At 56.9% G+C, this 26,052-nt stretch carries 24 protein-coding genes and 2 pseudogenes; 10 read left to right on the top strand and 16 right to left on the bottom strand.

What is annotated here, in order from left to right; translation table 11 throughout:
• Positions 1–115 precede the first annotated feature (115 nt).
• From BHD07_RS23660 to BHD07_RS23650, 3 genes are all read left to right on the top strand, one after another.
• Positions 116–334, top strand: coding sequence for a hypothetical protein (locus tag BHD07_RS23660; RefSeq protein WP_324764008.1), 219 nt, complete (start codon positions 116–118; stop codon positions 332–334).
• A 162-nt stretch (positions 335–496) separates the two neighbouring features.
• Positions 497–700, top strand: coding sequence for a hypothetical protein (locus BHD07_RS23655; protein WP_338283343.1), 204 nt, complete (start codon positions 497–499; stop codon positions 698–700).
• Positions 701–1,397: 697 nt separating this feature from the next.
• Entirely contained in the window at positions 1,398–1,766 is a 369-nt protein-coding gene (locus BHD07_RS23650) for a lysozyme inhibitor LprI family protein (protein WP_338283342.1), read from the top strand.
• Positions 1,767–1,891: 125 nt separating this feature from the next.
• Here BHD07_RS23650 and BHD07_RS23645 read toward each other — a convergent pair whose 3' ends face one another.
• The 6 genes and pseudogenes from BHD07_RS23645 to BHD07_RS23625 all read right to left on the bottom strand — a co-directional run bounded on the left by BHD07_RS23645 (position 1,892) and on the right by BHD07_RS23625 (position 7,962).
• The gene (locus BHD07_RS23645) at positions 1,892–2,374 is read right to left on the bottom strand and encodes a hypothetical protein (RefSeq protein ID WP_338283341.1); all 483 of its coding nucleotides are present in this window, start codon (positions 2,372–2,374) and stop codon (positions 1,892–1,894) included.
• Positions 2,375–2,781: 407 nt separating this feature from the next.
• Positions 2,782–3,123, bottom strand: a pseudogene (gene comJ / locus BHD07_RS31970) (competence protein ComJ); the annotation flags it as partial.
• 90 nt (positions 3,124–3,213) lie between these two features.
• Positions 3,214–3,441: an Imm32 family immunity protein gene (locus tag BHD07_RS23640; RefSeq protein ID WP_338283340.1), complete on the bottom strand. Its 228-nt coding sequence runs from the start codon at positions 3,439–3,441 to the stop codon at positions 3,214–3,216.
• Between the two features lie 894 nt (positions 3,442–4,335).
• Complete coding sequence (locus BHD07_RS23635) at positions 4,336–5,076, bottom strand: sulfotransferase family 2 domain-containing protein (RefSeq protein ID WP_338283339.1); 741 nt, start codon at positions 5,074–5,076, stop codon at positions 4,336–4,338.
• A gap of 332 nt (positions 5,077–5,408) precedes the next feature.
• Entirely contained in the window at positions 5,409–7,214 is a 1,806-nt protein-coding gene (locus tag BHD07_RS23630; RefSeq protein ID WP_338283338.1) for an ABC transporter ATP-binding protein, read from the bottom strand.
• Positions 7,215–7,860: 646 nt separating this feature from the next.
• Positions 7,861–7,962, bottom strand: coding sequence for a hypothetical protein (locus tag BHD07_RS23625; RefSeq protein ID WP_338283457.1), 102 nt, complete (start codon positions 7,960–7,962; stop codon positions 7,861–7,863).
• Between the two features lie 21 nt (positions 7,963–7,983).
• Between BHD07_RS23625 and BHD07_RS23620 the strand changes: the two genes are divergently transcribed.
• Both BHD07_RS23620 and BHD07_RS23615 read left to right on the top strand, forming a co-directional pair.
• The gene (locus tag BHD07_RS23620) at positions 7,984–8,439 is read left to right on the top strand and encodes a hypothetical protein (protein WP_338283337.1); all 456 of its coding nucleotides are present in this window, start codon (positions 7,984–7,986) and stop codon (positions 8,437–8,439) included.
• A gap of 91 nt (positions 8,440–8,530) precedes the next feature.
• Complete coding sequence (locus BHD07_RS23615) at positions 8,531–10,873, top strand: calcium-binding protein (RefSeq protein ID WP_338283336.1); 2,343 nt, start codon at positions 8,531–8,533, stop codon at positions 10,871–10,873.
• On the opposite strand, the gene BHD07_RS23610 is transcribed toward BHD07_RS23615, so the two are convergent.
• Positions 10,866–11,165, bottom strand: coding sequence for a hypothetical protein (locus tag BHD07_RS23610; RefSeq protein ID WP_338283335.1), 300 nt, complete (start codon positions 11,163–11,165; stop codon positions 10,866–10,868). The two genes, BHD07_RS23615 and BHD07_RS23610, sit on opposite strands and share 8 nt — an antisense overlap.
• A gap of 53 nt (positions 11,166–11,218) precedes the next feature.
• Positions 11,219–11,712, bottom strand: a pseudogene (locus tag BHD07_RS23605) (IS630 family transposase); the annotation flags it as partial.
• A gap of 82 nt (positions 11,713–11,794) precedes the next feature.
• Between BHD07_RS23605 and BHD07_RS23600 the strand changes: the two are divergent.
• Entirely contained in the window at positions 11,795–13,123 is a 1,329-nt protein-coding gene (locus tag BHD07_RS23600) for a polysaccharide pyruvyl transferase family protein (RefSeq protein WP_338283334.1), read from the top strand.
• A 64-nt stretch (positions 13,124–13,187) separates the two neighbouring features.
• Here BHD07_RS23600 and BHD07_RS23595 read toward each other — a convergent pair whose 3' ends face one another.
• The 3 genes from BHD07_RS23595 to BHD07_RS23585 form a co-directional block, all read right to left on the bottom strand.
• Positions 13,188–13,484 (bottom strand): hypothetical protein, encoded by a 297-nt coding sequence (locus tag BHD07_RS23595; protein WP_338283333.1) that lies wholly within the window; start codon positions 13,482–13,484, stop codon positions 13,188–13,190.
• Positions 13,485–13,655: 171 nt separating this feature from the next.
• Positions 13,656–15,689 carry an acyltransferase family protein gene (locus tag BHD07_RS23590; protein WP_338283332.1) on the bottom strand — a complete coding sequence of 678 codons (2,034 nt, stop codon included), beginning with the start codon at positions 15,687–15,689 and terminating at the stop codon, positions 13,656–13,658.
• A 111-nt stretch (positions 15,690–15,800) separates the two neighbouring features.
• Positions 15,801–16,790: a KpsF/GutQ family sugar-phosphate isomerase gene (locus BHD07_RS23585; protein ID WP_338283331.1), complete on the bottom strand. Its 990-nt coding sequence runs from the start codon at positions 16,788–16,790 to the stop codon at positions 15,801–15,803.
• A 278-nt stretch (positions 16,791–17,068) separates the two neighbouring features.
• Between BHD07_RS23585 and BHD07_RS23580 the strand changes: the two genes are divergently transcribed.
• The gene (locus tag BHD07_RS23580) at positions 17,069–17,806 is read left to right on the top strand and encodes a hypothetical protein (protein ID WP_338283456.1); all 738 of its coding nucleotides are present in this window, start codon (positions 17,069–17,071) and stop codon (positions 17,804–17,806) included.
• Here the strand turns inward: BHD07_RS23580 and BHD07_RS23575 are convergent.
• On the bottom strand, positions 17,782–19,275 hold the full coding sequence (locus BHD07_RS23575; RefSeq protein ID WP_338283330.1) for an ArnT family glycosyltransferase: 1,494 nt from the start codon (positions 19,273–19,275) through the stop codon (positions 17,782–17,784). The genes BHD07_RS23580 and BHD07_RS23575 overlap by 25 nt on opposite strands.
• A 316-nt stretch (positions 19,276–19,591) precedes the next feature.
• On the opposite strand from BHD07_RS23575, the gene BHD07_RS23570 reads away from it, so the two are divergent.
• On the top strand, positions 19,592–20,281 hold the full coding sequence (locus BHD07_RS23570; RefSeq protein WP_018098610.1) for an LPS glycosyltransferase: 690 nt from the start codon (positions 19,592–19,594) through the stop codon (positions 20,279–20,281).
• A gap of 133 nt (positions 20,282–20,414) precedes the next feature.
• Here the strand turns inward: BHD07_RS23570 and BHD07_RS23565 are convergent, their stop codons facing one another.
• From BHD07_RS23565 to BHD07_RS23555, 3 genes are all read right to left on the bottom strand, one after another.
• A complete protein-coding gene (locus BHD07_RS23565) occupies positions 20,415–21,314 on the bottom strand; it encodes a glycosyl transferase (RefSeq protein ID WP_338283329.1) in 900 nt (299 codons plus the stop codon).
• 63 nt (positions 21,315–21,377) lie between these two features.
• A complete protein-coding gene (locus BHD07_RS23560; protein ID WP_338283328.1) occupies positions 21,378–22,109 on the bottom strand; it encodes a membrane-anchored protein in 732 nt (243 codons plus the stop codon).
• Positions 22,110–22,149: 40 nt separating this feature from the next.
• Complete coding sequence (locus tag BHD07_RS23555) at positions 22,150–22,980, bottom strand: 3-deoxy-manno-octulosonate cytidylyltransferase (protein WP_338283455.1); 831 nt, start codon at positions 22,978–22,980, stop codon at positions 22,150–22,152.
• A gap of 150 nt (positions 22,981–23,130) precedes the next feature.
• Here BHD07_RS23555 and BHD07_RS23550 point away from each other — a divergent pair, with 150 nt between their 5' ends.
• Both BHD07_RS23550 and BHD07_RS23545 read left to right on the top strand, forming a co-directional pair.
• On the top strand, positions 23,131–24,045 hold the full coding sequence (locus BHD07_RS23550; protein ID WP_338283327.1) for a glycosyltransferase family 92 protein: 915 nt from the start codon (positions 23,131–23,133) through the stop codon (positions 24,043–24,045).
• Positions 24,046–24,102: 57 nt separating this feature from the next.
• On the top strand, positions 24,103–25,074 hold the full coding sequence (locus tag BHD07_RS23545) for a mitochondrial fission ELM1 family protein (protein ID WP_338283326.1): 972 nt from the start codon (positions 24,103–24,105) through the stop codon (positions 25,072–25,074).
• Positions 25,075–25,096: 22 nt separating this feature from the next.
• Here the strand turns inward: BHD07_RS23545 and BHD07_RS23540 are convergent, their stop codons facing one another.
• Positions 25,097–25,942 carry a glycosyl transferase gene (locus tag BHD07_RS23540; protein ID WP_338283325.1) on the bottom strand — a complete coding sequence of 282 codons (846 nt, stop codon included), beginning with the start codon at positions 25,940–25,942 and terminating at the stop codon, positions 25,097–25,099.
• Positions 25,943–26,052: the final 110 nt, after the last annotated feature.

The following is a 26,052-nucleotide window of genomic DNA, read 5'->3' as shown; positions in this document are numbered from 1 at the left end:
CTTCCCGATAAGTAGCCCGCAACGGTGCGCTTCTGTGAGAGGCGGCGCGGGCCTTGTTTTGGTTGCCAATCAACAGAACTCCTGCGCATCGTGTCGTTCTAAGCAGGAGGGGACAATGTCAGAGCTGGAAGAGAACCGCTTGTTAGACAGTGAATTCCAGACAATTTCGTCAGAGCCGTTGATTGGGCGCCTCAACCTTGAGACCGACTTGGGCACCATCGACCTTTTGGTGAACAAAGAGGCCGCGGAGTTCTTAATTTCGGTGTTGCTCGAGTTCCTTGCAGAAGGGACCGGCGGAGACGCTCCGAAGTTCAAGGTGCATACTGAGCAATAGCTGCCCGGTGAGCCCTGAATAAGCCGGCCGTCGCACAAAACGTCGGTCATTCAGTGGCACCTGCGTAGAGCGAGCTACGCGAGTTACCGGGTACGCCGACATTCGGGCGCACCCCTGTGCTATACTTTAGCGATTGCTGTACGCTCAAAGAGGACATAACGGATGTGGCTTGAATTGCGCGACAATAACGGCCCGATCTTCGTCAACATGGACAATGTCGTCCACTTCCAGCGGGTTGAAGGGCAGCGACGTACCACTCTCATTGCCTTCGCGGCCAACCACGGGGCCTGCGTGACGCTGCAGGTTCACGAAACGCCGAACGAGATCATGGAACTGCTATGGGAGGAGCAGCATAACGCGGACTAAGCCGCGCTGCGTGCGCCTGTATAGCTCTGAACATATCGGGAACGTTGTGGCGGCAGATTGCGCCGTACCACCTGTAGTCTCAGGCAATTTGCTCACCAGCATGGTATGATGCTAGTGTGTTGAAACTTCTCAACCTTTGTTACCCAGGTTCCACCATCGGCGCAGGGTTTTCTGCATCGTTGGCACGTTCTCTCTGTGTCTAGAGAGTGGAGTACGTTCGAATGAGCGGACGGCATTATCCAGAACCGGAACACCACGCCTCGGCGGCACTTCCGGTAAGCATTCTGCTACTCGTGGTCCTCGGAATATCAGCCTACCTGCTGATAGGAGGTTCACTGAATAATGGGGAGCGGGTCGGATCCAAGGTGTACCTGCCCGCCGAGCAAACCCAGGATCGTTGAGAAAGACATCCGACCGCCCCTGGGCGGAACGAAGGCGATCACCCTATAGCATAGACGGCAGTCAGAGGGTGGTCGCGGCGACGCTTTGGTTGCAGGCCCGGGAATCGAACCGGTGTTCGTGGTTATGCACCATGCGGCTTACCAGTTGCCCTGCCTCCGTCGTTGAACTTCGGTCATCCGCTCTCCGGCGAGAGGGGGACAGATTTGGCGACTTGATTTGACTAAACTCCTGCGCGAACGTCTTATTCCGGTCACCATCGGTGGCTGCTACAACTGTCGAACGAGAGGAGCTTGCAATGCGTATCCTATTGATCCCAGCCGTGATGCTTATCGGTTCGTTGGGAGCTGTGGCTGTCGCAGCCGAAGGCGACGAGGCGTTCGCTACGGCTGACAACGAACTGAATTCGACGTTCAAGGAGATCGAGGCACGGATTGGCGACGACGCCGGCACGAAAAAGCTGCTTGTCTCCGCCCAAAGGGCATGGATTTCCTTCCGCGACAACGAGTGTGCATTTCAGACATCAGCCAGTGCGGACGGTAGCGCCTACCCTATGCTCGTCGCTGCCTGCAGAACCGAATTGACGACAGACAGAACGAAGGCACTTAAGGCGTATCTAAATTGCCAGGAGGGAGATATTTCCTGCCCGCTACCTTCTGGGCATTAAAGCTTGAAGGCGACCACCCTACCGAATAGACGACGGTCAGAGGGTGGTCGCGCTTTCCCAGTTCGGGTCTATCTGCTTGATACCTTCTAATGGCGCCAGCTTGTCTCCAAATCGTGGATCGGAGTTCAAATGAGCCGCAGCAACACATGAACATCAACAGCATTCGAGATCGCGCGCAAGGTGTCGACGACGGTCCTGTTTCTGAACAGGAGGTCGAATTTGCGCGCCAAATATTGCGGTCTGGTGATGACGACGTTGGAGCCGTGTTGTTCGTGGTCGGACCTTGCGGCGCGCACCGCGATGCGACACTGATTGAGCCGTACCTCTGCAGCGAACACAAAGACGTCCATGGCGAGTTGGCCCTCAAAGGCATGTGTCCCTACCTGGGCTTGATCGATTACTATCGACCCGTCGTTCGCAAATACATCTTGGCCGGCGGCGATATCGATTTTGCCGGAAGCAAAGCGGCCGCCATACATCTCGCGCCGGAGTATCTGCTGAATCTCAGAGACAAAGAAGTCGAAAGGACGCTGCTTGTGAACTTCTGCGATTTTCAAAATTGCAACCGAAGCGCAGCGCGGCACGTTGTTCAGATCCTCGAACTCCACGGAGAGCTCAAGGATCCTCTGGGGCTGCGCACGGATGCCGATCCAGATGCCTCGCTAATAATAGCAGCCGCTTGTAGGAGCCTCGGCTTAGAACGGCTCGACTTCATGGCTGGCTTCCCCAATTGAGCCGAGCACCAGCCCTCCGTTGAAGAGATTCCACAACTGCTTCACAGCTGCTTTCGTTGCACAGCAGAGGGGGACTAGACTTTGACCGCGGCGGCCATGCTCTCAGCATCGTGCGCCAACGCCTTCGCTCATGGAGTGGGTGCCGGAAGAGTTCACCACCTGGACAACGATGTCACATGGACCGGAGCTCCGGATCTGTGCCTTGCCACTATCAGCGGCGGTCAGCCGGTCATCGTGCTGGCTTAGCCTCTTTAAGCAACGGTCCATCACGTGAGGTTTCCTTATCGGCGACAAGGATAGAAAATCTCGGTATCGCTGAACGGGCGAACACCAGTCGAGCGAAGGCTACTCCATCTGTGCACCCGAACATTTCGCTTCTTAAAAGGTACTTTCCCGGCGGAGAGCCTGAACTCAGCCGATTCGGAGATGCTAGCTATCTCTATTCGCCCATTGCGAGGCACTTCAAAAGGCACTTCCACCGCTCGAATCACGCCAGGGCTGAGAGCGTCGGCGTGCTCGGTTGTGACGACCTCAATGAGGTGTGGGCCACTTTTCAACGTGCGGAATGAGACAGATTCGGGACGCCAGGAAAAACCCTGCCCTAAGTGCCTCTCCTCCCAATCGTTAACGGGTTCGCCAGTCCACTTGAGAAAACAGCAACTTGATTGTAGTCAACCTCGAGACGAACATTCTGGGCCCTCGCCATCAATCAGCTACGGTAGCCGCACCAGGCGCAAGTGGTGGACGAGTTCATACCTCTCGTCTCCTTGCTTTTCCTCAGTGAGCGAGTCGCCGGCCCACGAGGGAGTCAGAAGATGCGAGTGATCGCCGGACTTCCGCAATGCTTCAAGCTTGCTGATCAGCAGATCCAGCCCTTCGAAGTCGAAGCAAACAGCGACCTCCGGGTCCTCGGCATTTTCGAGTTCGACAGTGAGGATCATTGATTATCCCGTCCTGAAACTGGCAAGATGCAGTCTAGGCGGGGAGTGGTGAACTCTCCCCTAAGGCCCGGCGAATATTCGAATATTCCCCAGTCGAGGCCGGCGATCTGAACAGCCTGCAAATCGGGCCGCTGGTGTTCAGAGGCCAGCAGCATTCGCCGGCCGTCAGTTCGTGGAGAAGTTTCGCGTGTGTGAGCCGCTCGGCGTCGTAGGCCGTGGCGGGATTTCCGGTTCGGGCTTTGGCTCCAGAGCCCGCTCGGGCGGCCGACGTGTCGGCTCGCGCCTCGAAAGCGCCAGCTTCGCTTCTGGCGCGGTGGGAACCTGATACGGTTGCGATAGGCCGTGCGATGACGACGTTCCGTGACACTAATATGCTCGCAATCTGCGATGCGGACAGGCTTTCGCTCCAAAGCTTGGCCGATGCCTCGAGATCGACGATGCGGCGCTGGATAGTCATGCCGATTGCTCCTTCTGCTCCGGCTCGACCGCTTCGACCTCAGCCGCGACCTTGCGCCCGTACGCCATGCTCGGCACTGACGCTGCGCGCGTCCGGCAAAGCCAGCATGCGGGGGAGCTCGTCGGCCGGGTCCGGAGAACTGGGCTCGGGGCGGCGGTGGAAGAGCCCTGAAAGGTCGAACAGGCCACAGCCGACGCGCCCACCAAACCGCCGGCAAACGGAGGACCAGGGGCCCGTCACGTGGCCGATGGTCCGAAGAGGGGTTTTCGCGCAGTTCCTCCGGTAGCCAACGCGCCTGAACCTCTTGCCAACAGAATCGAACCGCAGGGTGCCGACGGTTAGAGCAATTCGAGGAAAAGTGCGCAGCGGTTTTAATTCGAACAGCGGGAGATTGACGGGCGAGAGCCCTTTCCACTATTCGGCGAAAGGCGAATGCGCTAGTCGGGAAAACGATACTTGAAATATTCGATCTCGGCGCCGAACAGCCGTTCGACGCGTTCCCGATCGCCCGGTTTATAATAACTGCGAATATCCGGCCTCCTTGGGTTCGCCTTCGCTCTGGTCAAAAATCGTTCATCAAAAGGCAGCCCGATTTGGTCGCATACAGTGCGTAGATCCTCCGAGAGGCGCTCCTGCCGACCGACGAAGTCGACAACGACTTCGTCGTTCTTGGTGTAGAGCTGCCACGACTTCCAGTTAATACGCTCCTTCTCGGCTGCACCTGCTTCGATCAAGCAGAGCATTTGCGAGAAGCTCGGCCGGGTATCGGCCTTCCTGTAGTGCCAATTGTAAAGAGAAACGGCCCTCTCGAACGGGTTTCGCACGAAGCAGAACTTGAAATATCGATTCCAGGCAGAGGGGTCGAAGGCCTCGATTTCGCTTGCGCTTGAATGATCTGCGAGCCTGCCTGCAAAACGCCGGCTGAGAGCGACACCGGCCAATGAATCGACACTGTGGTTGCGGACGAGGGTTTGGGCGATCTTAAGTGGAGACAGGTGGCGGAACATGGCAATTAGCGCCAGCCGATTGGCTTTGGCTCCATTTCCGAGTGCATCCTTCCAGGATCCAAGTTGTACGTCCCATGGTCCGAATTCGCGAGCGAGATAGGCAGAAACCGTGCTGCCGGCGGTTTTCGGCACGTGGATGAAAATGAACTTGTGGCGATGGGATATAATCACTGCCTGGCCACTCCTTAGCCGGAAAATAGTCGAACCCGCCCGTCATCGAAAGCCGAGACTGCAGCAAACTGGAGCCGATGCCTCCGTATCTGCATCCTATGCATGGCCACGGCTGCAGCAAGCCCGGCGTTAAGCGCTCGAGGGTTTCCCGCTGAAGTTCGAATTAGCAGTCCCTTTCCCTCCCATGCGTCGGCCCCACCCGCTTCAAGTTCGACGCTGGGTGGTCGAGGTAATTTCTAAGAAGGATGCGCAATGAGGAAGCGATCTGACCAAGGAGATTGTTGACCTAACGTCAGCGCCTCGTCCGATCGCGGGTGAGACATCAATATCAGCTAAGTGGCATCGGCTCCGACAGTCAATTCCAAAAAGCCACCTTGGATGTTGTGGAGGCGAGCATACAGGCCGTCCGGACGGTGCGCGAGTTCCTCGTGCGTCCCCTCTTCGACGACCAGCCCCTCCTTCATCACGACGATCTTGTCGGCATTGACGACGGTGGAAAGCCGGTGAGCGATCACAATGACGGTGCGGCCGCTCATCGCCCGATCGAGTGCCTTCTGGACAGCTGCTTCCGACTCCGAATCAAGAGCCGAGGTAGCCTCGTCCAGAAGCAGAATGGGCGCGTTGCGGACGAGCGCCCGGGCGATCGAAAGACGCTGACGCTGGCCGCCGGATAGCGTCATACCTTGTTCCCCCACAGGTGTATCGTAGCCCTGTGGCTGCGCGAGTATGAAATCATGCGCATAGGCAAGCCGGGCCGCTTCCTCTACTTCCGCATCCGTCGCTTCAGGCCGGCCGTAGCGGATGTTGTCGCGGATAGAACCTTCAAAGAGGTAAGCTTGTTGTGAGACGTAGGCGAGCCCGTTGCGCAGAGACTGCTTGGTGACGGCGGCTATGTCTTGCCCGTCGATCAGGATCACGCCCGATTGTGGATCGTAGAAGCGTGGAATGAGACTGATGATCGTCGATTTGCCGGCTCCGGACGGGCCAACGAGCGCGGTCGTCTTGCCACCTTCCGCCAGGAAACTAACTCCCTTGAGGACCTCCTCGCCATTGCCGTAGGAGAACCGCACGTCTCGAAACTCGACGGTCGCTTCGCTGAAGGCCAGTTGAGTAGCCCCGGGTAGGTCACGTTGATGCGGAACCGTGTCCAGAATTTCGTAAAGCATGCGGGCGTTGACGCCAGCGCGCTCCAGCGACACCTGCAGGCGAGCCAGGCGCCGCACCGGGTCGTATGCCAAGAGAAGCGCCGTTACAAAAGCGAACAAGGCACCCGGGGCCACGTTGCTGTAGATGGTGCGGAAAGCCGCATAGGCAAGCACGCCCGAAATTGCCAGGCCTGCAAAGGTCTCCGTCAACGGCGCCGTCCGTTCGCTCAAGCGCGCGATGCGGTTGGCGCGGTTCTCCGCGCCCTTGATGATCCCCTCGACCTTGCGGCCCAACTCGTCCTCCATCGTGAAGGCTTTGACGATGGAAATGCCCTGAATGGTTTCCTGCATCGCGCCTAGTACGCGGCTGTTGGCCTCGACCGCTTCGCGCGTCGCCAGACGCAGCCGCCTGGAAATGTAGCGAAGCCCGAGGAGCAACGGAGGGGCCCCAATGAAGGTGATGAGCGAGAGCAGCCAGTCCTTGCTGATCATGACGCCGACAAGGCCGACCAAAGTCAGGACATCGCGGGCGACAGAGGTGACTGTCATGTTGAGCACGTCGCGGATGCCGGAGATGTTCTGGTTGATCTTGGCGGTGAGGTGGGCCGAGCGCTTTTCCTGGAAAAAGCCAATGCTCAACGCCATCAGATGCGTATAGAGCCGGCGCTTATAGCGTGCGACAATATTGTTGCCGATTGTCGATAGAGCCACGGCTTGCCCATAGGTCGCCAGGCCTCTCAGCACAAAGGCAGCAAATATCGAGAAGCAGACGAGTAGAACGACCTCGCCGCGCTTGTTGGCGAAAGCTTCGTTGATCACCGTTTCACTGATCCAAGCGGTGAAAGCCGTCGTTGCAGCGACAGCCATCAGGCAGGCAATGGCAAAGGCATATCCGCGGATATGGTCGCGGCCGTTTTCGGCAATGACGCGCCTTAGGACCCCAGCGATCGTTTCAGTATCGACCTCGCGCTCTTTTCGATCCTTAACGCTCAAATAGTCCGTCCCCGCAATCACGCATGGCGTGCCCGTGTCCTGGCGCCGTCCCCGGGTCTCTATAGTGCCTTGTGACCGCCTTGACCAGTCATGCGCGGCACCCTGGATGGCAGAGCCCAACGGCTCAGCCTTCAGCCGCCTCCCTTCTGCAACTACACAGACTTTCAGCGGGCGAATAGGGTCGGAAGCCCCCTTATCCCGCCATACATCGTTGATTTAATCTTGTTTTTTTACTAAATCGACCGTCATCATAACCGTTTACCTAACGGCACTGAAGCAGCCAGCTATGACAGAGAACCGCTATGATTAGTCAGGAAGCAGATGGCAATTGGACGGTGTTCGACTCACCGGCCTGCCGGCGGAAGTGAATGAGGTCGAGCAAGTTGCGCTGGAATGCAGCAAGCCAACGACCTCGTCGACCTTCTGAACCTGCTGTACATCAAGCGCCGGTCCGGATCACCCATACGCCGCAACTGGGTTGGCGCTCACAGTCGGCGCCCTCGCCTTCGCAATCGGCTACGTTATGGGCCGATCGGCAGTCGTCAACGGGCGGAGTTACTGGAGGTAAATTACCGGCCGGCGCGCTGCTGGTATGGGCGCAGGTGGTCAACGCGCCAGCCATTGGGAACCGTCAAGATGTGTTCGTTTAGAACTCGTCGCGTCGCCAAGACGCGTAACTCAGCCAATCGCGCTCGCCGCGGCTGTTGTTGCAGCGTTTGCATGCCATTGCGAGATTGGACCAACGGATCGTGCCGCCATCAGCGCGGCGATGCAGGTGCTCCAGGGTTGCCGCGTACGGCCGCGCGGCGTCGAATGGGCGGTAGGTGAGAAGAACGTGCTCGCCGTAGTAGCAGCAGCACCCTTGCTGCTGCTAGAAAAAAAGCCACCTGAAATACCTCCAGCGCGCGTGTCCATCGCAGCCGCCAATGGTCGCCGCAGCGGCGCGGATACCGCATGGCCGTTCGCTCCCGCCGTCTCATCAGGCAGTTGCATCAACCATCTGATGCGCCTGCACACGGTCGAGCTGGGCGCAGTCTGCTCCAACAATCTCGATCCTGTATTCGTCTTCGCAGTCGACTATCTGCGTACGGCCGACATTGACGGCCAACTCATCCGTGCAAAGCAGGGTCACGCGCTGAAAGCTTCCCCAATTGTCTCGACCATCATACTCACTATGCGAGCAGCCCGGCTGCAGTTCAGTACTATCGTTTCGGTCCAAGCTTAACGAGTAATCCGGGAAAAGCCGAACTAATCACTTGATTCTGCATAAACTCGCCTCTAGCGTGCATCTCGACATCCGGGGGAGCTGCACATCAATGGTTGATAAAATCCTGCACGGCACGAGTGGCAACGATGAATTGTGGGGCAACTCGTATCAATCATCCGATGTCTATGTCGAGCCATTCGAGGAGTACTACGCCAAGGTTTATGGGTACGGCGGAGATGACGTCATTTACAACGGCCGCTGGGTCGATGCCGGCGCCGGTAACGACACGATTTATGACGACATGATTGATTCAACCATCTTCGCTGGAGCAGGCAACGACGCCATCTACGACCGCGAAGGTACTGACATTGTTAGCGCCGGCTCCGGAGATGATTTTTTCGCATTTCAATCGTTATATTACTACGAGGAGGATCGTGACGTCGTGTCCATGGGTACTGGCAACGACGTCGCCTTGGTTCCGCTTCTGTACAACGGAGCTTATCGAACGCTCGATGGAGGGGATGGCGTTGACACCCTCATGCTCACTCTACATAGCGACAGGGCCGGATCGTCGATAATGGACTTCAGGCCCTTGTCGACCGGGTCAAGCATGGTCATCGATAAGGTAACCACCTCGTCTTTTGAACAGGTATACCTCGAAGGCACTTCAGCCATGAAGATCGTCTATTTTGGTAACTTGAACGACACCTTCATTGGAACATTTGGCTCGACGACCGTCTACGGCGGCGCCGGCAATGACTATCTCGACAGCGGCGCAGTTGGGAACAAATTGTACGGTGGAGATGGTGACGACATCATCATTGCTGATGGTGGTAGCGCTACCCCAGAGTTGTCTCATCAGGCGTTCGGCGGAAATGGAAACGATTGGATCTACGCATCCTACAACCAGATGGATTACAGCTCACATGGCAAGCTGTCGGGAGGAGCAGGTTCCGATGGGTTCATAGAAACCTTCGCTCCGTTTTGGCAGCAAAATGGGGAGTCAGAAGAGGACGTGGTTCTAGACTTTAACCCGGCTGAAGACTGGATTGGTCTGGGTATACATGGGACACGCAGCGTTGCAGGCGTCGCCGAAAAGAGAAAATTTGATAAGAAAAATTACATAGAAACTGCCGACAAGATATCATTCGATATAACCCTAGTAAGTTGGGAAACTAAGCATTTCACTATTGAATATCAAAAGAAAACTGGGAAGTTAATTTTTATCGAGAACTTACTTACGGACTGGGTTACCGTGGAGATGAGTTTCAAGGGCGCGCCGAAAATCACATTTGAGAACTTCTATATTTTGACGGCTCAGGTTGGTACATCCTTCAATGACCTCGTAGAGGGCAATAACAGCGGAAACGAGCTCAGCGGACTTGGCGGCGACGATGTTATTTATGGATATAAAGGCAATGATACATTGATCGGTGACGGATTGGACCCGCTCGAACCGAAGGCAGGAAACGATACTCTGAACGGCGGGACTGGGGGGGATCACATGATCGGAGGGGGTGGCAATGACACCTATTTCGTCGACAATCTGCACGATGTCGTAGACGAGCACTCGGACCAGGGTTCGGGCACCGATACGGTCAAGTCGAGCATATCCTGGAGCCTTGTTAACCATTCCACAGCGGCTGGCTCGATCGAGAACCTGACACTCATTGGAACGGCCAGTATCAACGCCACGGGCAACTCCCTCAAGAATGTTCTAATAGGCAATGCGGCGGCAAATACCCTCGTGGGCGATGGAGGTTCCGATGATATTCGCGGGGAGGCAGGCAATGATATCCTGATCGGCGGTTCTCGTGCAGATAAGCTAAACGGAGGCACCGGCACGGATTCCGCGTCCTACTCTGACGCCGCAGTCGGGGTGACCGCAAGTCTCTCGAATGCGGCGTCGAATACCAATGATGCTGCCGGCGACACTTACACATCGATCGAGAACATCATTGGCTCACGCTTCAACGACAGACTTTTTGGCGACGCAGCAAGAAACAGGCTCACCGGCGGCAGCGGCAATGATTATATCGCTGGCGGCGCAGGTAAGGACGCGATAAAGGGCGAGAGCGGCAATGACAAGATAAATGGTGGTGTCGACGCCGACATTCTAGTTGGAGGAAGCGGCCAGGACGTCTTCGTCTTCACGTCAGCCCTCAGCGCTACGAACATCGATCTGATCTCCGATTTTAATGTCGCCGACGATGCCATTCAGCTCGATAATGCAGTCTTCACGAAACTAACGAGCACCGGGGCTCTTGCTAACTCGTTCTTTGCGGCGAACGCAACCGGAGTGGCAACAGACAGATACGACCGCGTCATCTACGAGACCAATACGGGAAAGCTGTTCTACGACGCGGATGGGAGTGGGAGTGGGAAGGCGATCCAGTTCGCAACGTTGACTGCAGGACTTTCGCTAACGTCCGCTGATTTTTTCATCATCTAAAAGACTTGCGGGCTACACAATGGCAATCGAAGACCACCCACAGCAGGGCGGACAGGTTGTCCAAATTTTGAACCAAGCGGGCGGCGTGGGCCGGAATCCTAAACGGAGACGTGCCGGAGCCTAGCTGCGTAGCGATGCCATTTAGCTGAAATGACAGGTTCTGCGCAGCAGCCCTTTGCGCACCTAGGGATTTCTCGACCTTGGCTCCGCTGTTTGCGGCGATATCGTTGGCGCGTTTTAATTTTTGCTCAACGCCGGCCGCATCGCCAGCGGACTTTGCTATTCTGGCCAATTGTTTTTGAAGCGCGTCTGCGTAGCTTCAATTGAAACTAGAGCACGTCCATTTTAATCCGGGTCGTATCCTGCTGCTGCGAAGTAGTTCGCACACTCTTGCGGTTCGAAGAGTTTGCCGATGTCGCCAACGGTGTTCCACAGGGCGTCGACGGAGCGTTCGGCCCTTGCCCGCAGAAGCGCCTTGAGCTTTGAAAAGGCGTTTTCGATCGGGTTGAAGTCAGGGCTGTAGGGCGGGAGATAGAGCAGCGTGCAGCCGGCAGTTTCTATGGCTTGTCGGATGCCATCTGCCTTGTGGGCCGGCAGGTTGTCCATGAAGACGATGTCGCCCGGCGTGAGCGTAGGCACGAGAACCTGCTCGACCTAGGCCCGGAAAGCCACTCCATTCATCGCCCCGTCAAGGACCATCGGCGCGGTCATGCCGGAGAGCCTGAGCGCCCCGGTGAACGTCGTAGTTTGCCAATGACCGTGCGGACGCCCGATCGGCAACGCTCTCCGCGCGGCGCGCGACCGCGAAGCCGGGACATCTTCGTGGAATGACGAGTCTCTGTCGCAATTTCTTGATGTCAGACTGAAATTTGTGCACTTATACAGGGGCCATTATCCTGAACCTGATCGGAAGCACGAAAATTGTTCGAGGGGATAAAGTCCGCCATTCATTGGCGGTTCGCCAAAAAACTGAGGAATTCAAATCCTGACAGAGCTGCAAGGCACTTGGTGCTGGCAGCTACAGGACGCGGGGCAGACGTTTCCAGAGCCAGGCGCGCTGTGGGATTCCTCGTGGCAGACAAAAGGTACTCGGACGCTCGCACGATTTGCCGGGAGCAGATATCGACAGGCGACCCATCCGGCTTTTGGCGGCATTACGAGAGCTTCGTTGACGAGCTCGCAAGCTCCTGCCGACACCAAGAAGTGTCTGGTTCGAAAATCAAGATCGCTCTGTTCAACGACACAGACTTCAGGGTCAATATCGGATGCCGGCTGACAAGCCAAGGGCTCAAGCAACAGATTCTAGATGCGTTCCCGGGCGCCGAGATCACATCCATCGGTTTCAATTTCTCAGCCTTCAGAAAGGAGTTCCCGAAGTCCGCATCCGCTGAAGGATATGGACTCTCGGACATTGAAACCCGGCTTTCTGCCGCATATGGCGAAGACGCTGTTGACCATATAGCGGCCGCCGATTTTGTGATCCTTCAGCCGGAGGGATCGTTGGACCACCGGACAACGGCAGAAGGGCTTGCAACTTTCTTCACTCCTATTCTTACCGCCAGGAAACTGAGGAAGCCATTTGCTGTATTGAACGGAACGATACCTATCTACGAAGGCGAACGATCGGACTATCTCACAGGGCTCTTTCGCGAACTCGGCCATGTAGCCGCACGCGACGAAATCTCGGCGGAGCATTACGGGATCGAATTTCTGGTGGATGCCGCATTCCTCCGAATATCGCCAGCACCTGTGGCCGAACGCGACGGTTGCCTGATAACCACCGGCGCCAGAAACAATGCCGAAGAAGATGTTGAAATCCTAAAGGCTGCACTGAAGGTCTGCGAGGCGCTGAAGCTTCGGCCCGTCGTTCTTACGCACGCAGTTGAACGCTTCTCACGATATGAGGCCGAGATCATTGGCCGTGGCGGCATTTTTGCTGAGACGGCCAGTATAGAATATGCTGCCGAGACGATCTCAAAATGCCGCCTGCACATCGGCGGGCGATATCATATGGGGATCTTCAGTATCCTCTGTAACGTTCCTTCTCTCCTCTTCGACGTTCAAACACACAAAAACCAGTGGCTAGAGCGCTACTCTCCTCTGATAACGCTTGTGCATCCGCACACGGACCTCGATGCCGCGGCGGCCGCGGTGCTGAGCAGTGGCGTATCGCAGGGACATCCGGGATCACCGGCCCCGGAGAAATACGTTCATTTCCTGAAACGCGCTATGGCTGAACAGCCGCTATAGTCGGTCCCCGTTCGATCAGACGCTGCTGCGGCGAGCGGCCAATGACAGCGGCGCGCGTTCCGAACTATCGCCATTGACGGTAATGCGACGCAGATAGCGGCCTACCCGCAATCGGCGAGATCGTGGTCGTCCGCCCCTCCACCGCCCAGTTCAGAATTGCATTTGCCTCGGCATGCATCTTTGCCCTGATCTCGGCCCGTTCCACTTCACTGGAGACGAATTGCAGAGGTATACGTTCAAGTGCGTTGAGTACGTCCTGCTTCAGGTCGGCATCGGGATCGTCCCTGAGCCTTTTGGTTGCAAGGACTTTCACCAGAAACTCAAGGGTCGCGACCCGCAAGCCGTCATCTTCGAAATGCAAACTTCCGCCCCCCGGTGATCGCACCTAGACCAGAGATTAACAGCGGCGATTGTCAGTGGCAATTCGGATTTACAGTATACGAAATATAAGAATGAACGCGGGGCAATATTCAAAGTTTCCTGGGTGACGGAGAACTGTCTCATGTGCGGACGAGTACCGGCCGCTGCCGGCTTAGCGATTCGAAACCTGGACACTCTCCCGCATTCTGCTCAACACCGGACCAAAGACTGCCGAGAGACTTTCCGCACCTTTCGCCGACAGGTGATCTCCGTCCTTGTAGAGAACGGTGCCCTCTCGTATGGCATGACATCTGGAGGCGTCGCAGATTGCGCGCATCGGATCGACGACCAAAGCTCCGCTCGATCTGGCCGCATCCGCCAAAACTCGCCGGGACAAGGCTTGCCGCCGGTTCGTGTATTCAAGAGAAGGAGCTATATCGAGCGAGCGTCCAGACGCAGCCGCTCGTGCGAGGGCCTCCGGAACGTCGAATCCCATCTCCGGCACATCCATCACCAGAACAGCCTTCGATCCCTGCCGAGCGAGCCTGGTCAAAGTCGCATCAAGTCCCTTCCTGACCGGAACAGACCAATCGGTCCGGGAGGGCACGACGCGAGGGTCAAAGAAAATCCCCTGACCCGGAAGCTCGTCTCGGTGGACGTACTTGGGCCAATAGCCCACCATGAAAACGAAGGCGAACTTTCTCTTCTCGATCAGCGACATCACTGCGGAATTGTGATCGATGCACCTCTTGACCGCCCCCGGAGGACCGAAATCCGTATCTGGCAAGGGCGGGCACGATCCACGCCCGACGAACATGCCCGATAAACCCATTTGGCGAGCGGCAATGTCAATAGCAGGAGCGATCGCAGCGGCATGAGAATCTCCCCACACGAGGAACCGCGGCTCGCCCGCAGTCTCGACTCCGACCCGGCAGATCTCACCTCTCCTTATCTGAACCGGTGTCAGACCTTCCCCATTTGAATCGGTGAAACACCGCTTGGAGGAGAATGGGCTCTCATCATAGGTGGCCTGGTAGAGCGTTCGGGCGTTTTCGGGCAATCTTTGGGGAATGCCTTCCAAATCATTGACGATGAAACCGAAGGCGACCGCAGAAGAAATAGCAGCGCTACTCACGCCGACAATTGCGACGCGCGAGGATGCCAGCACGCCATACCGCGCGGGCTGCTCTACGAACCTCCATGAAATGTATGCGAGCGCGAAGGACATCGCCACGGCGGTCAGCGCCCATCCGGTTGTCAGTTCATGGCCAAGGCCGTAGCGCAAGAACACGATTACGGGCCAATGCCAGAGGTAGAGGGAGTATGAGATGCGTCCGATGAAGACCGAAACGGGATTACCCAGAAAGCCCCCTATCGCTCCGCCTCGACAGTGTGCGTAGATCACCAGGGCCGTACCGAGGCAGGGCACTGCGGCATAAATACCGGGAAAGGGCGTATCGGGAGAATAGCCGAAAACCGCCAGGGAAACGGCCAGTAGCCCGAGTGCCGCCAATGCCTGCGAGCCGCGAGCCCCATAATTTGACGCAGGAGCAATGGCAACAAGGACCCCGATCAGCAACTCCCAAACGCGAAAATGCAGCAAGTAGAATGCTTTTTCGGGCGAGTGCACGATGCCCCAAGTGCTTGCCCCGAAGGACAAGAGCGCCAACGTCAAAACGATTGCGGGAATGTGCTTACGTGCGAATTTGAAGGCAAGGAAAACGGCGATGGGAAAAATCAGGTAAAACTGCTCTTCCACAGACAGGGACCAGGTATGAAGCAATGGCTTCATTTCTGACGAGAGATCGAAATAGCCGCTCTCGCTGCGGAACAGGATGTTCGAAGTGAATACGGCAGCAGCTTGTACGCTATCGCCGAAATACCGAAACTCCTGCGGCATCAGCAAAAACCATGCCGCAACGGCCGAAACGGCAATCATCGAGAACAATGCCGGGAAAATGCGTCTCATCCTCCGAACGTAGAACGCCCAAAAGCTGAAGCTGCCCCGCTCGAGGTCGGCCAGGATGATCCTGGCCATGAAATAGCCGGACAATACAAAAAAGACGTCGACCCCGACGAATCCGCCGGAGAACGAATTGAAGCCTGCGTGAAAGAGGAGCACAGGCAGGATCGCCACAGCTCGCAAACCGTCCAGGTCCGGGCGATACTCGAAGTCTCGGTGGATTACTGCCAAGCGCGTTCCCATTTTCGTGATGGACTGCCAACGCCAATGCGGCGTTTCAAGTCCACGTTAGATCGTACGGTTTGCTCCCTCGGAGGTCGGCTCGTCAACCTTCTCCGGGCGCACCATTTGACTTTAGGCAACGCCGGCACGCAGAAGATCGTGGACGTGCAAGATGCCCGACGGCCGGCCAAAATCATCGACCAGAAACAGCACCGTGATCTTTTGCGATTGCATCATTTCCATAGCCGCACTTGCCAGCATTCCAGTCGTAATCACGCGAGGCATATGCGACATCACGGTCTCGACCGTGAGGCGCAAAAGATCTTGTGACATATGGCGCCGCAAATCGCCGTCGGTAATGACACCGACAAGCTGACCGTCGCTACCAACGACGCCGACGACCCCGAAACCCTTCGAGGACATCTGGATGACCGCTTCGCTCATCGGACTGCCGATCGGCAAAAGTGGCACAGCCTCGCCCGAATGAGCCAGCTCATGGGCGAGCAGCAACTGCGAGCCGAGCTTGCCGCCCGGATGAAAGGTCTTGAAGTCCTCGGCCGAAAACCCCCTGCGCTCGAGCAAGGCTATTGCGAGAGCATCCCCCACCGCCAGCTGCAGCATTGCAGACGTGGTCGGGGCTAGACCATGAGGGCATGCCTCCGGCACTTTCGGCAGAACGAGCGGGATCGTGGAGTTGCGAGAGATTGTGCTGCCGGCATTCGAAGTGACGGAAATGACCGGAACGTTGAAGCGCTTGGCGTAAGTGAGGACGTTCCCGAGTTCGACGGTCTCACCGGACCATGAAAGCAGGATAAGCAGATCCTGCGCGGTGATCATGCCGAGATCGCCGTGACTTGCTTCCGTCGGATGCACGAAATAGGCGGATGTTCCGGTAGAAGCAAGCGTCGCGGCGATCTTGCGTCCGATGTGCCCGCTCTTGCCAACACCCGCGACAACGACCCGCCCCCGCTGGGAGGCGACGAGTTCGACGGCGTCGACAAAACTACGGCGCAAGGCCGCATCATCCGCCAGACAGGCCGCCAGGGCATTGATCCCGTCGGCGGCAGTGGCGATCGTACGACTGATCGACGCCAGTATTGGGTCACTTACAACCACGTTCATGTCTTGACTGCCCGTAATTATCGACGACCGGTGCTAAAGGCGTCGCTTACCGTTGAAGTCTTCGAAATCAAATCAAGATGGCTAAATTGTGCGATGCACGGGTATTTCCACGCTTTCTGAAGCGGGGCGACGGAGTATTGAAAGAATTGCAATACCGGCTTACCCCCTTCTAGACGAAGAACCGGCGGCGAATGGACACGTAGGTTGGCTTGTGCGAGACATAAGATGTCAGTCCCTTAAGTGAATCTCGCCTACCTACCTGGTCAATGGAATTCGCGATGACGATTGAACCCGAAGCGCTTGAAAAATTGCGAGAAAAGCACCGCCGCTGGCTCTCGCGACTTGGCATAATTGATAAGCCGTGGCTGATTCTCGGTTCGGCGCCCTCCCCCACGATTCCGCCGGACCTGATCGGATATTGCGCACGCGTCGACGTCAATAACGCTGGTAAGACGGCCAATGCACTGGGGCTCCCACCCGCCGATTTGACATTTCGAAAGCGGAAGAAGTCGTGGGAAGAGCATCCCTATGTTAGGACGAGGGGGCTTCTATGGCTTCATACAAAGTCTATCTGGGTGATGTACCTGAAACTTCTGGCAATGCCGCAAGTTCGCTACAAGAGCCTGATGCGCGCCACCAAAGCTGAGCGCGAAGCGATCGTCGAGGCCGTGAGCGGCGGACTTCCCCCCGATATTGGCGAAGTCGGCAAGGTGACGAACGGAGTTGCCGCCCTGTGCTACGCTCTTTTCATGGGAGTGCCGTCCGTGACACTGGCGGGGTTCTCAGTCACCAAGATGGGTCATTCCTACGACGACAAGGCGAGAATTCGGAGGCAGATTGCCGAAGACACCTTCGTTCTGACGCAGTTGAGAGATCGAGGAAACGTCTTCACGACCGAGTTGGAACTCTCCGAGCATATCGGCCTGCCTTTCATTCGCGATAAAGGCGACCTCGCCGTCAAGCCGGGCGCCCCGATCGGCCCGGATCGGCGTCAGCGGACGTCCGCCCAAACATAGGCAAACGTGTATACGTCGCCCGGGCGTCCGGCGTTGTAAGGAACCGAGACGATCGTCGGCTTCGAGCCGGCAATTGTTGCGGGCATGAGCTGCAGTAGAGCCGAGATGCGAGGCGGAATCTCTTCTCGCCCCCTGCCTTCGGCCGACCAGGCCGCCAAAATTCGGCCTGCCGGAAGACGTCTTTCCGCCTCCTGAGAGAGTCCCGCCAGGATGATCCGGGTGTCGGGAAACTGAATCCGGAGGTTACCCGCCACGATACTGTCGTCGACCACGATGGCGACCGGCGGCGGGCCGGGCTCAGCGCGCACAACCTGGGCGAAGCCGTTGAAGGGTGTATGTGCGAAGGAATAGTCGCCGATCATCGGGCCGACGAAAACCCTTGCCCAAAGCATCACGATTACGCCGACGGAGAGGACGCCCGCGATCGAAAGAAGTGCAGGCAGACGACGGGCAGGGTCCAGACGGGCGGCATCGATTTTCAGCGTTAGATAAAGTGGGAGAAGCGCAGTAAAAAGCGCCAACCACTTCGCACGGATGTGGGTCGCATCCATTGCAACGACGATAATCGCTATGATGAGGAAGCAGGCGAGAATCATCCTGCCGACGACCCTCGTCCACAGGCTCTCGGCGCGAAGGATCTTCCCGAGATCCGCGTAGAAGACCAATCCGAAGACGGCAAGGGTCAGCGCGACGCCCTTGAGGCTTGCAACTGCGAGCGAAACAAGCCCTTGGATCGCGTGCGGCAGCAGCGCGCTGTCCGCCCCCTCCTTCATTTCAGCGACAGTGACACCCGTGGCATGTCCAAGATTATTGACGACCCAATAGGCATGGGGTGCCACGATCACCGCGCAAACCGCAACTGAAGCAAGCACGCGCCAGTCGAACAGATATTTGCGCAGCTTTGCCTCGGGCAGGATGGCGAGCAGTGCCGCCGCGGGGAGGATAACGAAATTATATTTCGAAAGCGCCCCGAGCCCCACGGCAACGCCGACAAGTAGGTAATGGCCAAGGTTCGGGGGGGTCTTTAAGGCGCGGAAAAAGCCGTAGAGAAAAAGCGACACCGCAAAAAGCGCGGCGACGGTGTGCGACAAGTCGCGCTGTGACAGAAGGAAAACCGGTGGCAGTGTCAGGACGCCCAGCACCGCGACCGCCGGAGCGAGCCGACTGTTGGAGAGGACACCGGCCGTGAGCCCATAGAATAGAAGGAAGAGGAACAGAAAACCGTTCTTTACGATGGTCAGCGACGCGACGGAGATACCAAATAGGGCCACCACTCCATATTGAAGCCAGTTGTAGAAGGGTGGCTGCGCTCCGTATCCGAGCAGCAGATATTGTGAGAGCAGAGCTTGCTCGGACTCGTCGATCTCGAGCGAGTCCGGGCGCAGGATTTTCAAGATGATGCTGAGCAGGCAATAACCGGCAATCAGAACATATAAGAAATCCGGTCTTCGAACCAGGAGGCTGCGCATTCCTCTCCCCATCGTCCCTGCCTGTACTGGTGGCAATATCGCGGACCAGGGACAAGCTACTAGGCGAAGTTCGAGGGAATTGCCAGAGGCCCGATCGAGGACCGCGAACAACCAAACACATCGTTTCGCTTCATCACGACGAGACGGTGCGCCGGAAAGCGGTCGCTGCCGGCGAGAGAACGTTATCCGTTACACGAGGCTTCACGGCGCCGCCTTTTTTGGCTACACCTGAAAGCTGCTTATACGCAAATAGGTGAGTTTGAGTCGTTTCGCGGCTGCCAAGCACGCTTGAAGCCTACCTGTTATCGGAGGTTTAATGACGGAAAGTGCTCATATTTACATCGGCTTCGACAGCAAGGAAGTCGTCGCCTATCATGTTCTTTGCCAAAGTATTTTGGAAAAGAGCTCCATCCCGGTCACGTTCACACCGATATCCTTGAACAACGTCGACAGGATTTTTACGCGCGAGCGGAATCCTCTCCAATCTACAGAGTTTTCCTTTTCCAGATTCCTCGTGCCTTATCTAAGCCGCTATGAGGGTTGGTCTCTTTTCGCTGATTGCGACATGCTAATGCGGACTGATATCGCCCAGTTGTGGGAACTGAGAGACGATCGCTACGCAGCGATGTGCGTAAAGCACGACTACGTTCCGAAAGTCGAAACGAAGTTCCTGGGCCAGGTCCAAACGAAGTACGAAAAGAAGAACTGGTCGAGCGTGATCCTGTTCAACAATGCCAAGTGCCGAAAGCTCGATTTGGATTACGTCAATACTGCTACCGGGCTGGAGCTGCATCAGTTCAAGTGGCTGGATTCCGACGACCTGATCGGCGAACTGCCCGCGAGCTGGAACTGGCTCGTAAACGAGTATGAATATTCGCCGGATGCAAAGCTTGTCCATTTCACCGATGGCGGGCCTTACTTCGATGAGTACAAGAACGATGACTACGCCGAGGAATGGTTCGCTGCACGTGATCGTGTTCTTCATGTAACGCAGCGCTCGGCTTAATCGCTCGACACCCAATAAGCCATTTTCATCGGGGGCGGTTGCCCGTCACTTCGCCTCGTCCCTTGCCGATGCGCCGGCGATGCACTTTCGTCAGAGAACCACTTGGCGATGGAGCATCACTGGCGTTGAAGCATTACCGGGCGAAAGTTGAGTCGTAGCCGAACCCCATTCCGACAAGGGCCGAGACCGGCGAGTGGTTTACGACCTCGATGCCGCTTTCGGCGGCTATGCTGCGTGCCATGACCAAATGATCGACGATCCGCTTTTGGGCCGCGACGATTCCCGAATAGGCCTTGTCGGTTGTTTCGTAGTACCTCGGTTCATCGGCATTGCTGAGATCTATCCCCACAAAACCGATTGAGCGGGGCCTCCAGGCGACGGCAAACTGTGCGGCTGAAACCGCGACCGAGCCTGCCTGGAAAATGCCGGCCAAGGGGTCTTCGGAAAAGCCGACGTCGCCGTCCTCGCTCAGCCGCACATACGGCAGCTTGCGCAATTCCTCGGTGTCCCGACGTGCTACCCCGTACGGCTTTCGCACGTTATCGATCAATACGACCGGCCTGTCCCGCAGCCATGTGCCATCCAGCTCGCAGATCGCCCTTATGACGCTCACGGACAGCAGACAGACGCATCCGGCAGGAATCCGCTTCACGAGATCGAAGTGTCTCCATACGAACCGTTCGTCTTCGATTGCTATCGCCAGAGGCTTTGCTATCACGCTGGGGAAAAGGTGCAACGCGCCGTTCAAGAGAAGGCACGAAGACCCGTCTGCGCGGGTCAGATCGCATCGGGCGACCGAGGGGCCGGAGCCGACGATAAGCACGTTGGTCGGCCTTTCTTCCAAGGCGCGCGAGGGGCTCGTGAGACGTCCTACCAACTCGCCGCGATACTGGATCGTGCCCTCTCGATCAGCGCTTGCAAGTTCGAGCTTGAGTCCGGGAAACCAGTCCTGAACATGCGCCCTGGAACGACCCAGGAGAAGCCGAACGGCGATCTTGATGCAGGAACGTGAAAAGGGACGATTTGAAATCATTGATTTCTCTAACGCAGGCGTTGAGCGAGCAAAACGACGACATAAGGACAAATATGCACAGTACTAGCGGCTTGAACCGCTCCACAACGGAATGCCTAATTCTTCCGAAACCGGCGGATCCGCCGTGAAGATCGGGCGGCCCTCGCTAATGAGCTTCGAAACAAGGACTTTATCCATCTGAACATGAAGACGCGTCAAACCCGTTGAATTGTAGACGTGACCGCTTGAGTTCGGATTTATTCCCGTGATGATGACGGCGGGTGCTCCGTTGTAGAGGGCAAAAAGGACCGCGTTCATACCGTTTGAGCATTTTGAATCGGCGTCCATCTCGAGGGAGCGCAAGTCAGCCACACGATCCAGCAAGGCCATCCGCTCGTATCGATCAATGATTTCCAGCCGATCGTATTTGTAATCGAACGCTCGCAAACCTTCCTCCAGGCGCGCGCGATCGTCCTTGCGCCACAGAAATACGTAGAGCGTCCCTGTACGCTGCCCTTTCAGGACGCGCCTCACCTCGATCGCGTTGGGGGTGGTTCCTTCGACCTGGTTGAACATCATCATCGTGATGTCAGGCGCATCGACGCCCCACTTGCCGATGACCGATTGCGAGCCGTTCACGGTAATGATCCTGAAACTGTCGTCCAATCCCGCCGGCCTGTGGGAGACGGGCGCGGATCCGACAACCACGACGGGGCTGTCGAACCGAAACGGGGCAGCCGGCGGATCCGGGCGCAGTATACGGTACTTCAGATTTCGGTATATGCGCTTGCGCGCATCGGAGATCCACGACCCCATACATCCTCGCCAGAAATCGATATTAGAACTTTCGATGCTGCTATGCTTTGGTTTTCTTTAGAAACTTCGGCTTCAGCCGACGCAGGAATTCGTCAATGGACCGAAATGCGTTTGTCAGGGAAATCAATTTGTCCACTTGCGCATCGGTCTGGCTCAGACGCAGCGACAGGACTTCTGCGATCGTCGCGGAGATTTCGGCTGCGGGCAGCTCCGGGAAGCGGGAGGCAAGCGTCATGTAACTGTTGGCCGGCCTGGAGCCATGCATCGTCAGCTTGCCGACACGCGCGAAGAGGCGCAGGAAGACCTGCTCGAAAGTCCAGTCGTGGACGTTCACAACCCGCCACTTGTCGCTTCGCTTCGCCGAGAACCCTGCAAGAACAATTTCAGCCGGAAGCGACTGGTTCACGAGCCACAGGGCCATGGCGAAGCCGCTCGTGGCGACCTTGTCCTTCGGGTAAAAGTCTGCGCAGAAGCCGACCAGATCCAGGTGGCCGGTGGGCGTGCCCAGGTAATCCGCGCTTGTGTTCAGCCTCTCGATCTCCGCCAGGCGGATGTTCATGATGCCCAGGAACTTCTGGGACGCGAGCAGCTTGACGACGTCGGCGACCTCGTTTCGATATACGATGTTGGCGCCTCGTGGCTGAGCGCGCGATATCAGGAGGGAGTTGCCGGAAAATTGTTCATCGAGGATTTTGTAAATCTTGTTGAAGAACACGAAGAGGGCCGTCTCAGGGTATTCCTCCTGGAGTTCCTTCACGCTTACCTCGTCACTGTTGGCAACGAGGACAACGTGTGAAAACCTGGAAAACAGGGCCCGCCATTGCTCAGGCGTCGCCAAATTCTCCGTCGCTCCCGAAGCGGGAAAGTCCATGCCTGCTCGTCCCAACCCTGGCGTGCTTTGAGCCCGCGGCCTCTCGATGTTGCCAAGCCTGGATACCAAGTTCGGCTCCCACCCTCTATAAAGGCGATGTATTCGAAGTAGAAGCCACCGGCTCGATGTTTTTAAAACCAAGGGATGTAAATGTTCAAAATAAAGGCTGAGCGACATCTTACGAGAGAACTTGCGATCACTCCTCCGCCGGGCGACGGCGGCCGGCAAGGGATCGCGATCGTCGCCTGCGTGAAGAACGAAGCCAGCTACATCGAGGAATGGGTGCGTTTTCACCGAGGCGTCGGCGTTCGCCATTTCTGCCTCTACGATGACGGCTCGACCGATGGGACGTTCGATCTCCTCCACGGGGTGTTGGCCCGCGAGGAACTGACCGTCGTGCCCTGGAAGATGCGTATGCGGGACGAAAGAAGCGGTGAGTTCCTGAACGGGCAGACGATCGCTTTCGCCCATGCGATCCTGAATTTTGGCAGCCGTTTCGAGCGTATGGCGTTCATCGACGTCGATGAGTTTCTCCTGCCGAAAAACGGGCGAACACTGGAGGAAGCCTTGCGAGGAGCAGGTGACTTTCCCAACATCTCGTTGCCTTGGCACATGTTCGGCCATAGCGGTCATGTTTCGCGACCGGCAGGGCCTGTATGCCTCAACTATAAAATGCGCGTCTCCGACCCCATGCGACAGAGCCTCGACGCAAGCAACTTCAAATGCATCGTCGATCCGGTCGAAGTCACGAAAGTGGGCGTGCATCACTTCGAAACAAGGTCCCACGGCGACAGCACGGCGAATGATTCGGGGAAAGTGGCATCGCGACGAGGGCGGAAGGCTGCCGATTTTTACTCCGCCGCGTTCATTCAGCTCAATCACTATTATGCGAAATCGATGGAGGAGCTGAAGGAAAAGACGGAAAGAGGCTGGTCCTTCGACGGATCTGCAGAGAAATACCGGAACAAGGTCTCGGCCACGATCAAGTATATCGAAGCGAACGTTGTCGAAGACCGCAGCATGCTCGAATTCGTCGAAGAGAACGGGATCGATCTTGGCCGGTGATTTGAAGCCGCGCGAGGCGCGGGCGAAAGAAAACAAGCGTCACATCGGAGCTCACCTTTGCAAGACAACGACGATAGAATGGTGAAAACGCCCAGCACGAACTGTGTGTGGGCTGTGGCGGAAAGCAAGGCGGGAACGCTTACGCAGTGCCTCGGCGTTGGAAAGGAGTTCCATCAGGAACCGGTGGTAAAGCTGATCAGTCGGACTCGCGGCCTGAGAAAACTATTCGAACCCAGACTGTTTCGCAAAAGGGAACCGCGTCCCGAGCTCGTGATCTCCTGCGGTTTTCGCTCTGAACCGGCGGTCCTCGACATCAAAGCGGCCTATGGCGGCAAGCCTCTCACCGTCCATCTCCAACGCCCGCGCATCGATGGATATGATCTCGTTTTCGTCTCTCGTCACGATTGGGTCGAGGAATTGGACCGGCGACCGAACTATCATTCGATGGTCGGAGTACCGCATCAGATTACCTGGGCACGGCTCGCGCCTCTTAGGGATGCTGCGCGCAGACGATTGTCGCCAGACGGGCGCCCAATAGTTGCCGTCTTCGTAGGCGGCTCAAATGGCGCGTATGTTTACGACGACAGGACCCACCAAAACATCAAGGGCGCTATCGAACAATTGGAGAAACAGGGCTGGCGCATCGTTGTGTCGGTCTCACGTAGATCTGAAGACCACACGCAGCAGGCCCTGTCGACACTCAACAGCGAAAGCATCGCGGTCTGGGACAGGCGAAGCGAGAACCCCTACCTCGACTATATGGCGGCCGCCGACGCGTTCGTCATCGCAAAGGACTCGATCACGATGCCTTGCGAGGCCCTGGCGACGGGCAAGCCGGTCTTTACACTCGACTTAACCCCCGTCGCGGGTCCGCGGCTGGACAAGTTCGAGCGCTATCACCGGGACCTGCATGAAACTCTGCAGCTGACCCGGCCGTTCGAGGGGAAGATTGAACCCTACAGCTACGAACCACTGGATGAAACGCGCCGCATCGCCTCGGTAATTCGTTCCCAGCTCAACCGCCCGTGAGTTCCTAAGTGGGGCCGCACGATTATTCGCGCCAGTGCTCCGCCACCCAAGGCGTCGGACGGATATAGTGTCGCAAGTACTGTAGCGATCCTTTGTTCTTCCTTTGCTTCGCATCGAGGACTCCCGCTATGTGTTTGAACGCCGTCCTGCGGGGACCCTTTGTTCCGTATCGGCCATCTATCGCGTGCTGCGGGTGCAGACCGCGCGGAAAAATCACGACACGTGCATCATGTGGCAGGCGTGGCGCAAAGAAATAGTTGAGCGGAAATGGCCAGCGGCAGTCCTGGCGAAAATGGAGAACCCATTTTCGTGGAAAAAACGTTATCCCACCGGGGGCGTTGCGGCTTACGAAGCGCTGCTCGTACCGGTACTCGTCGGCCACGCCCTGTGGGTCGGATCGGAACTTGTCCTGCAGCGGCACGAGTTTCCCAACGGGAAAGCGGAAGAGGGAAGTTTGCCCGAGACGCTCGAAGGGTGTGGTTTGGTTTCTCGACAGTATTATGTCATCCGCCTCCCCTATCTCGAAGAATGCATCCAGCGATGACACGATCACGAGATCCAGATCGAGAAAAAGCACCGGGCCCTTCAGATTTCCCAAGGTCGGCCCCCAGAGCCGCGCCTTGGGCCATATGCCTCTCGTGTTCGTCGGCATACTCTCCACGTCGAGTGGAGGCAAGTCTTCGCAAAGTATTGCGGGGTTCAGACCTGCGCGATTATCGGTAAAACAGGTGAAGGTAAAAGGCGGCGTGATGTTGCGAGCAACCATCGCGTACAGCCTGTTAATAAAGGGAGCCCCATATTTTGTGCCCCAATTGATGCAGATGACTTGCTTGACGCCGCCACTTGCTGCCAAAACGCTTGTAGTCATTTGCTCCGTTCCCAGTTGCTGCACATGTCCTGCAGCCGTCGATCCTCAATCCGCTCGCAGGCGTGCCGAACTGGGCACAAAGAGTGAATAAGCGCGACCATCGTGACCCT

Origin of the sequence: Sinorhizobium sp. KGO-5, from assembly GCF_036245905.1 — a bacterium.
Lineage (GTDB): Bacteria > Pseudomonadota > Alphaproteobacteria > Rhizobiales > Rhizobiaceae > Sinorhizobium > Sinorhizobium meliloti_A.
The sequence above is the reverse complement of the archived record's forward strand: the minus strand, read 5'-3'. Positions and strand labels throughout refer to the sequence as shown.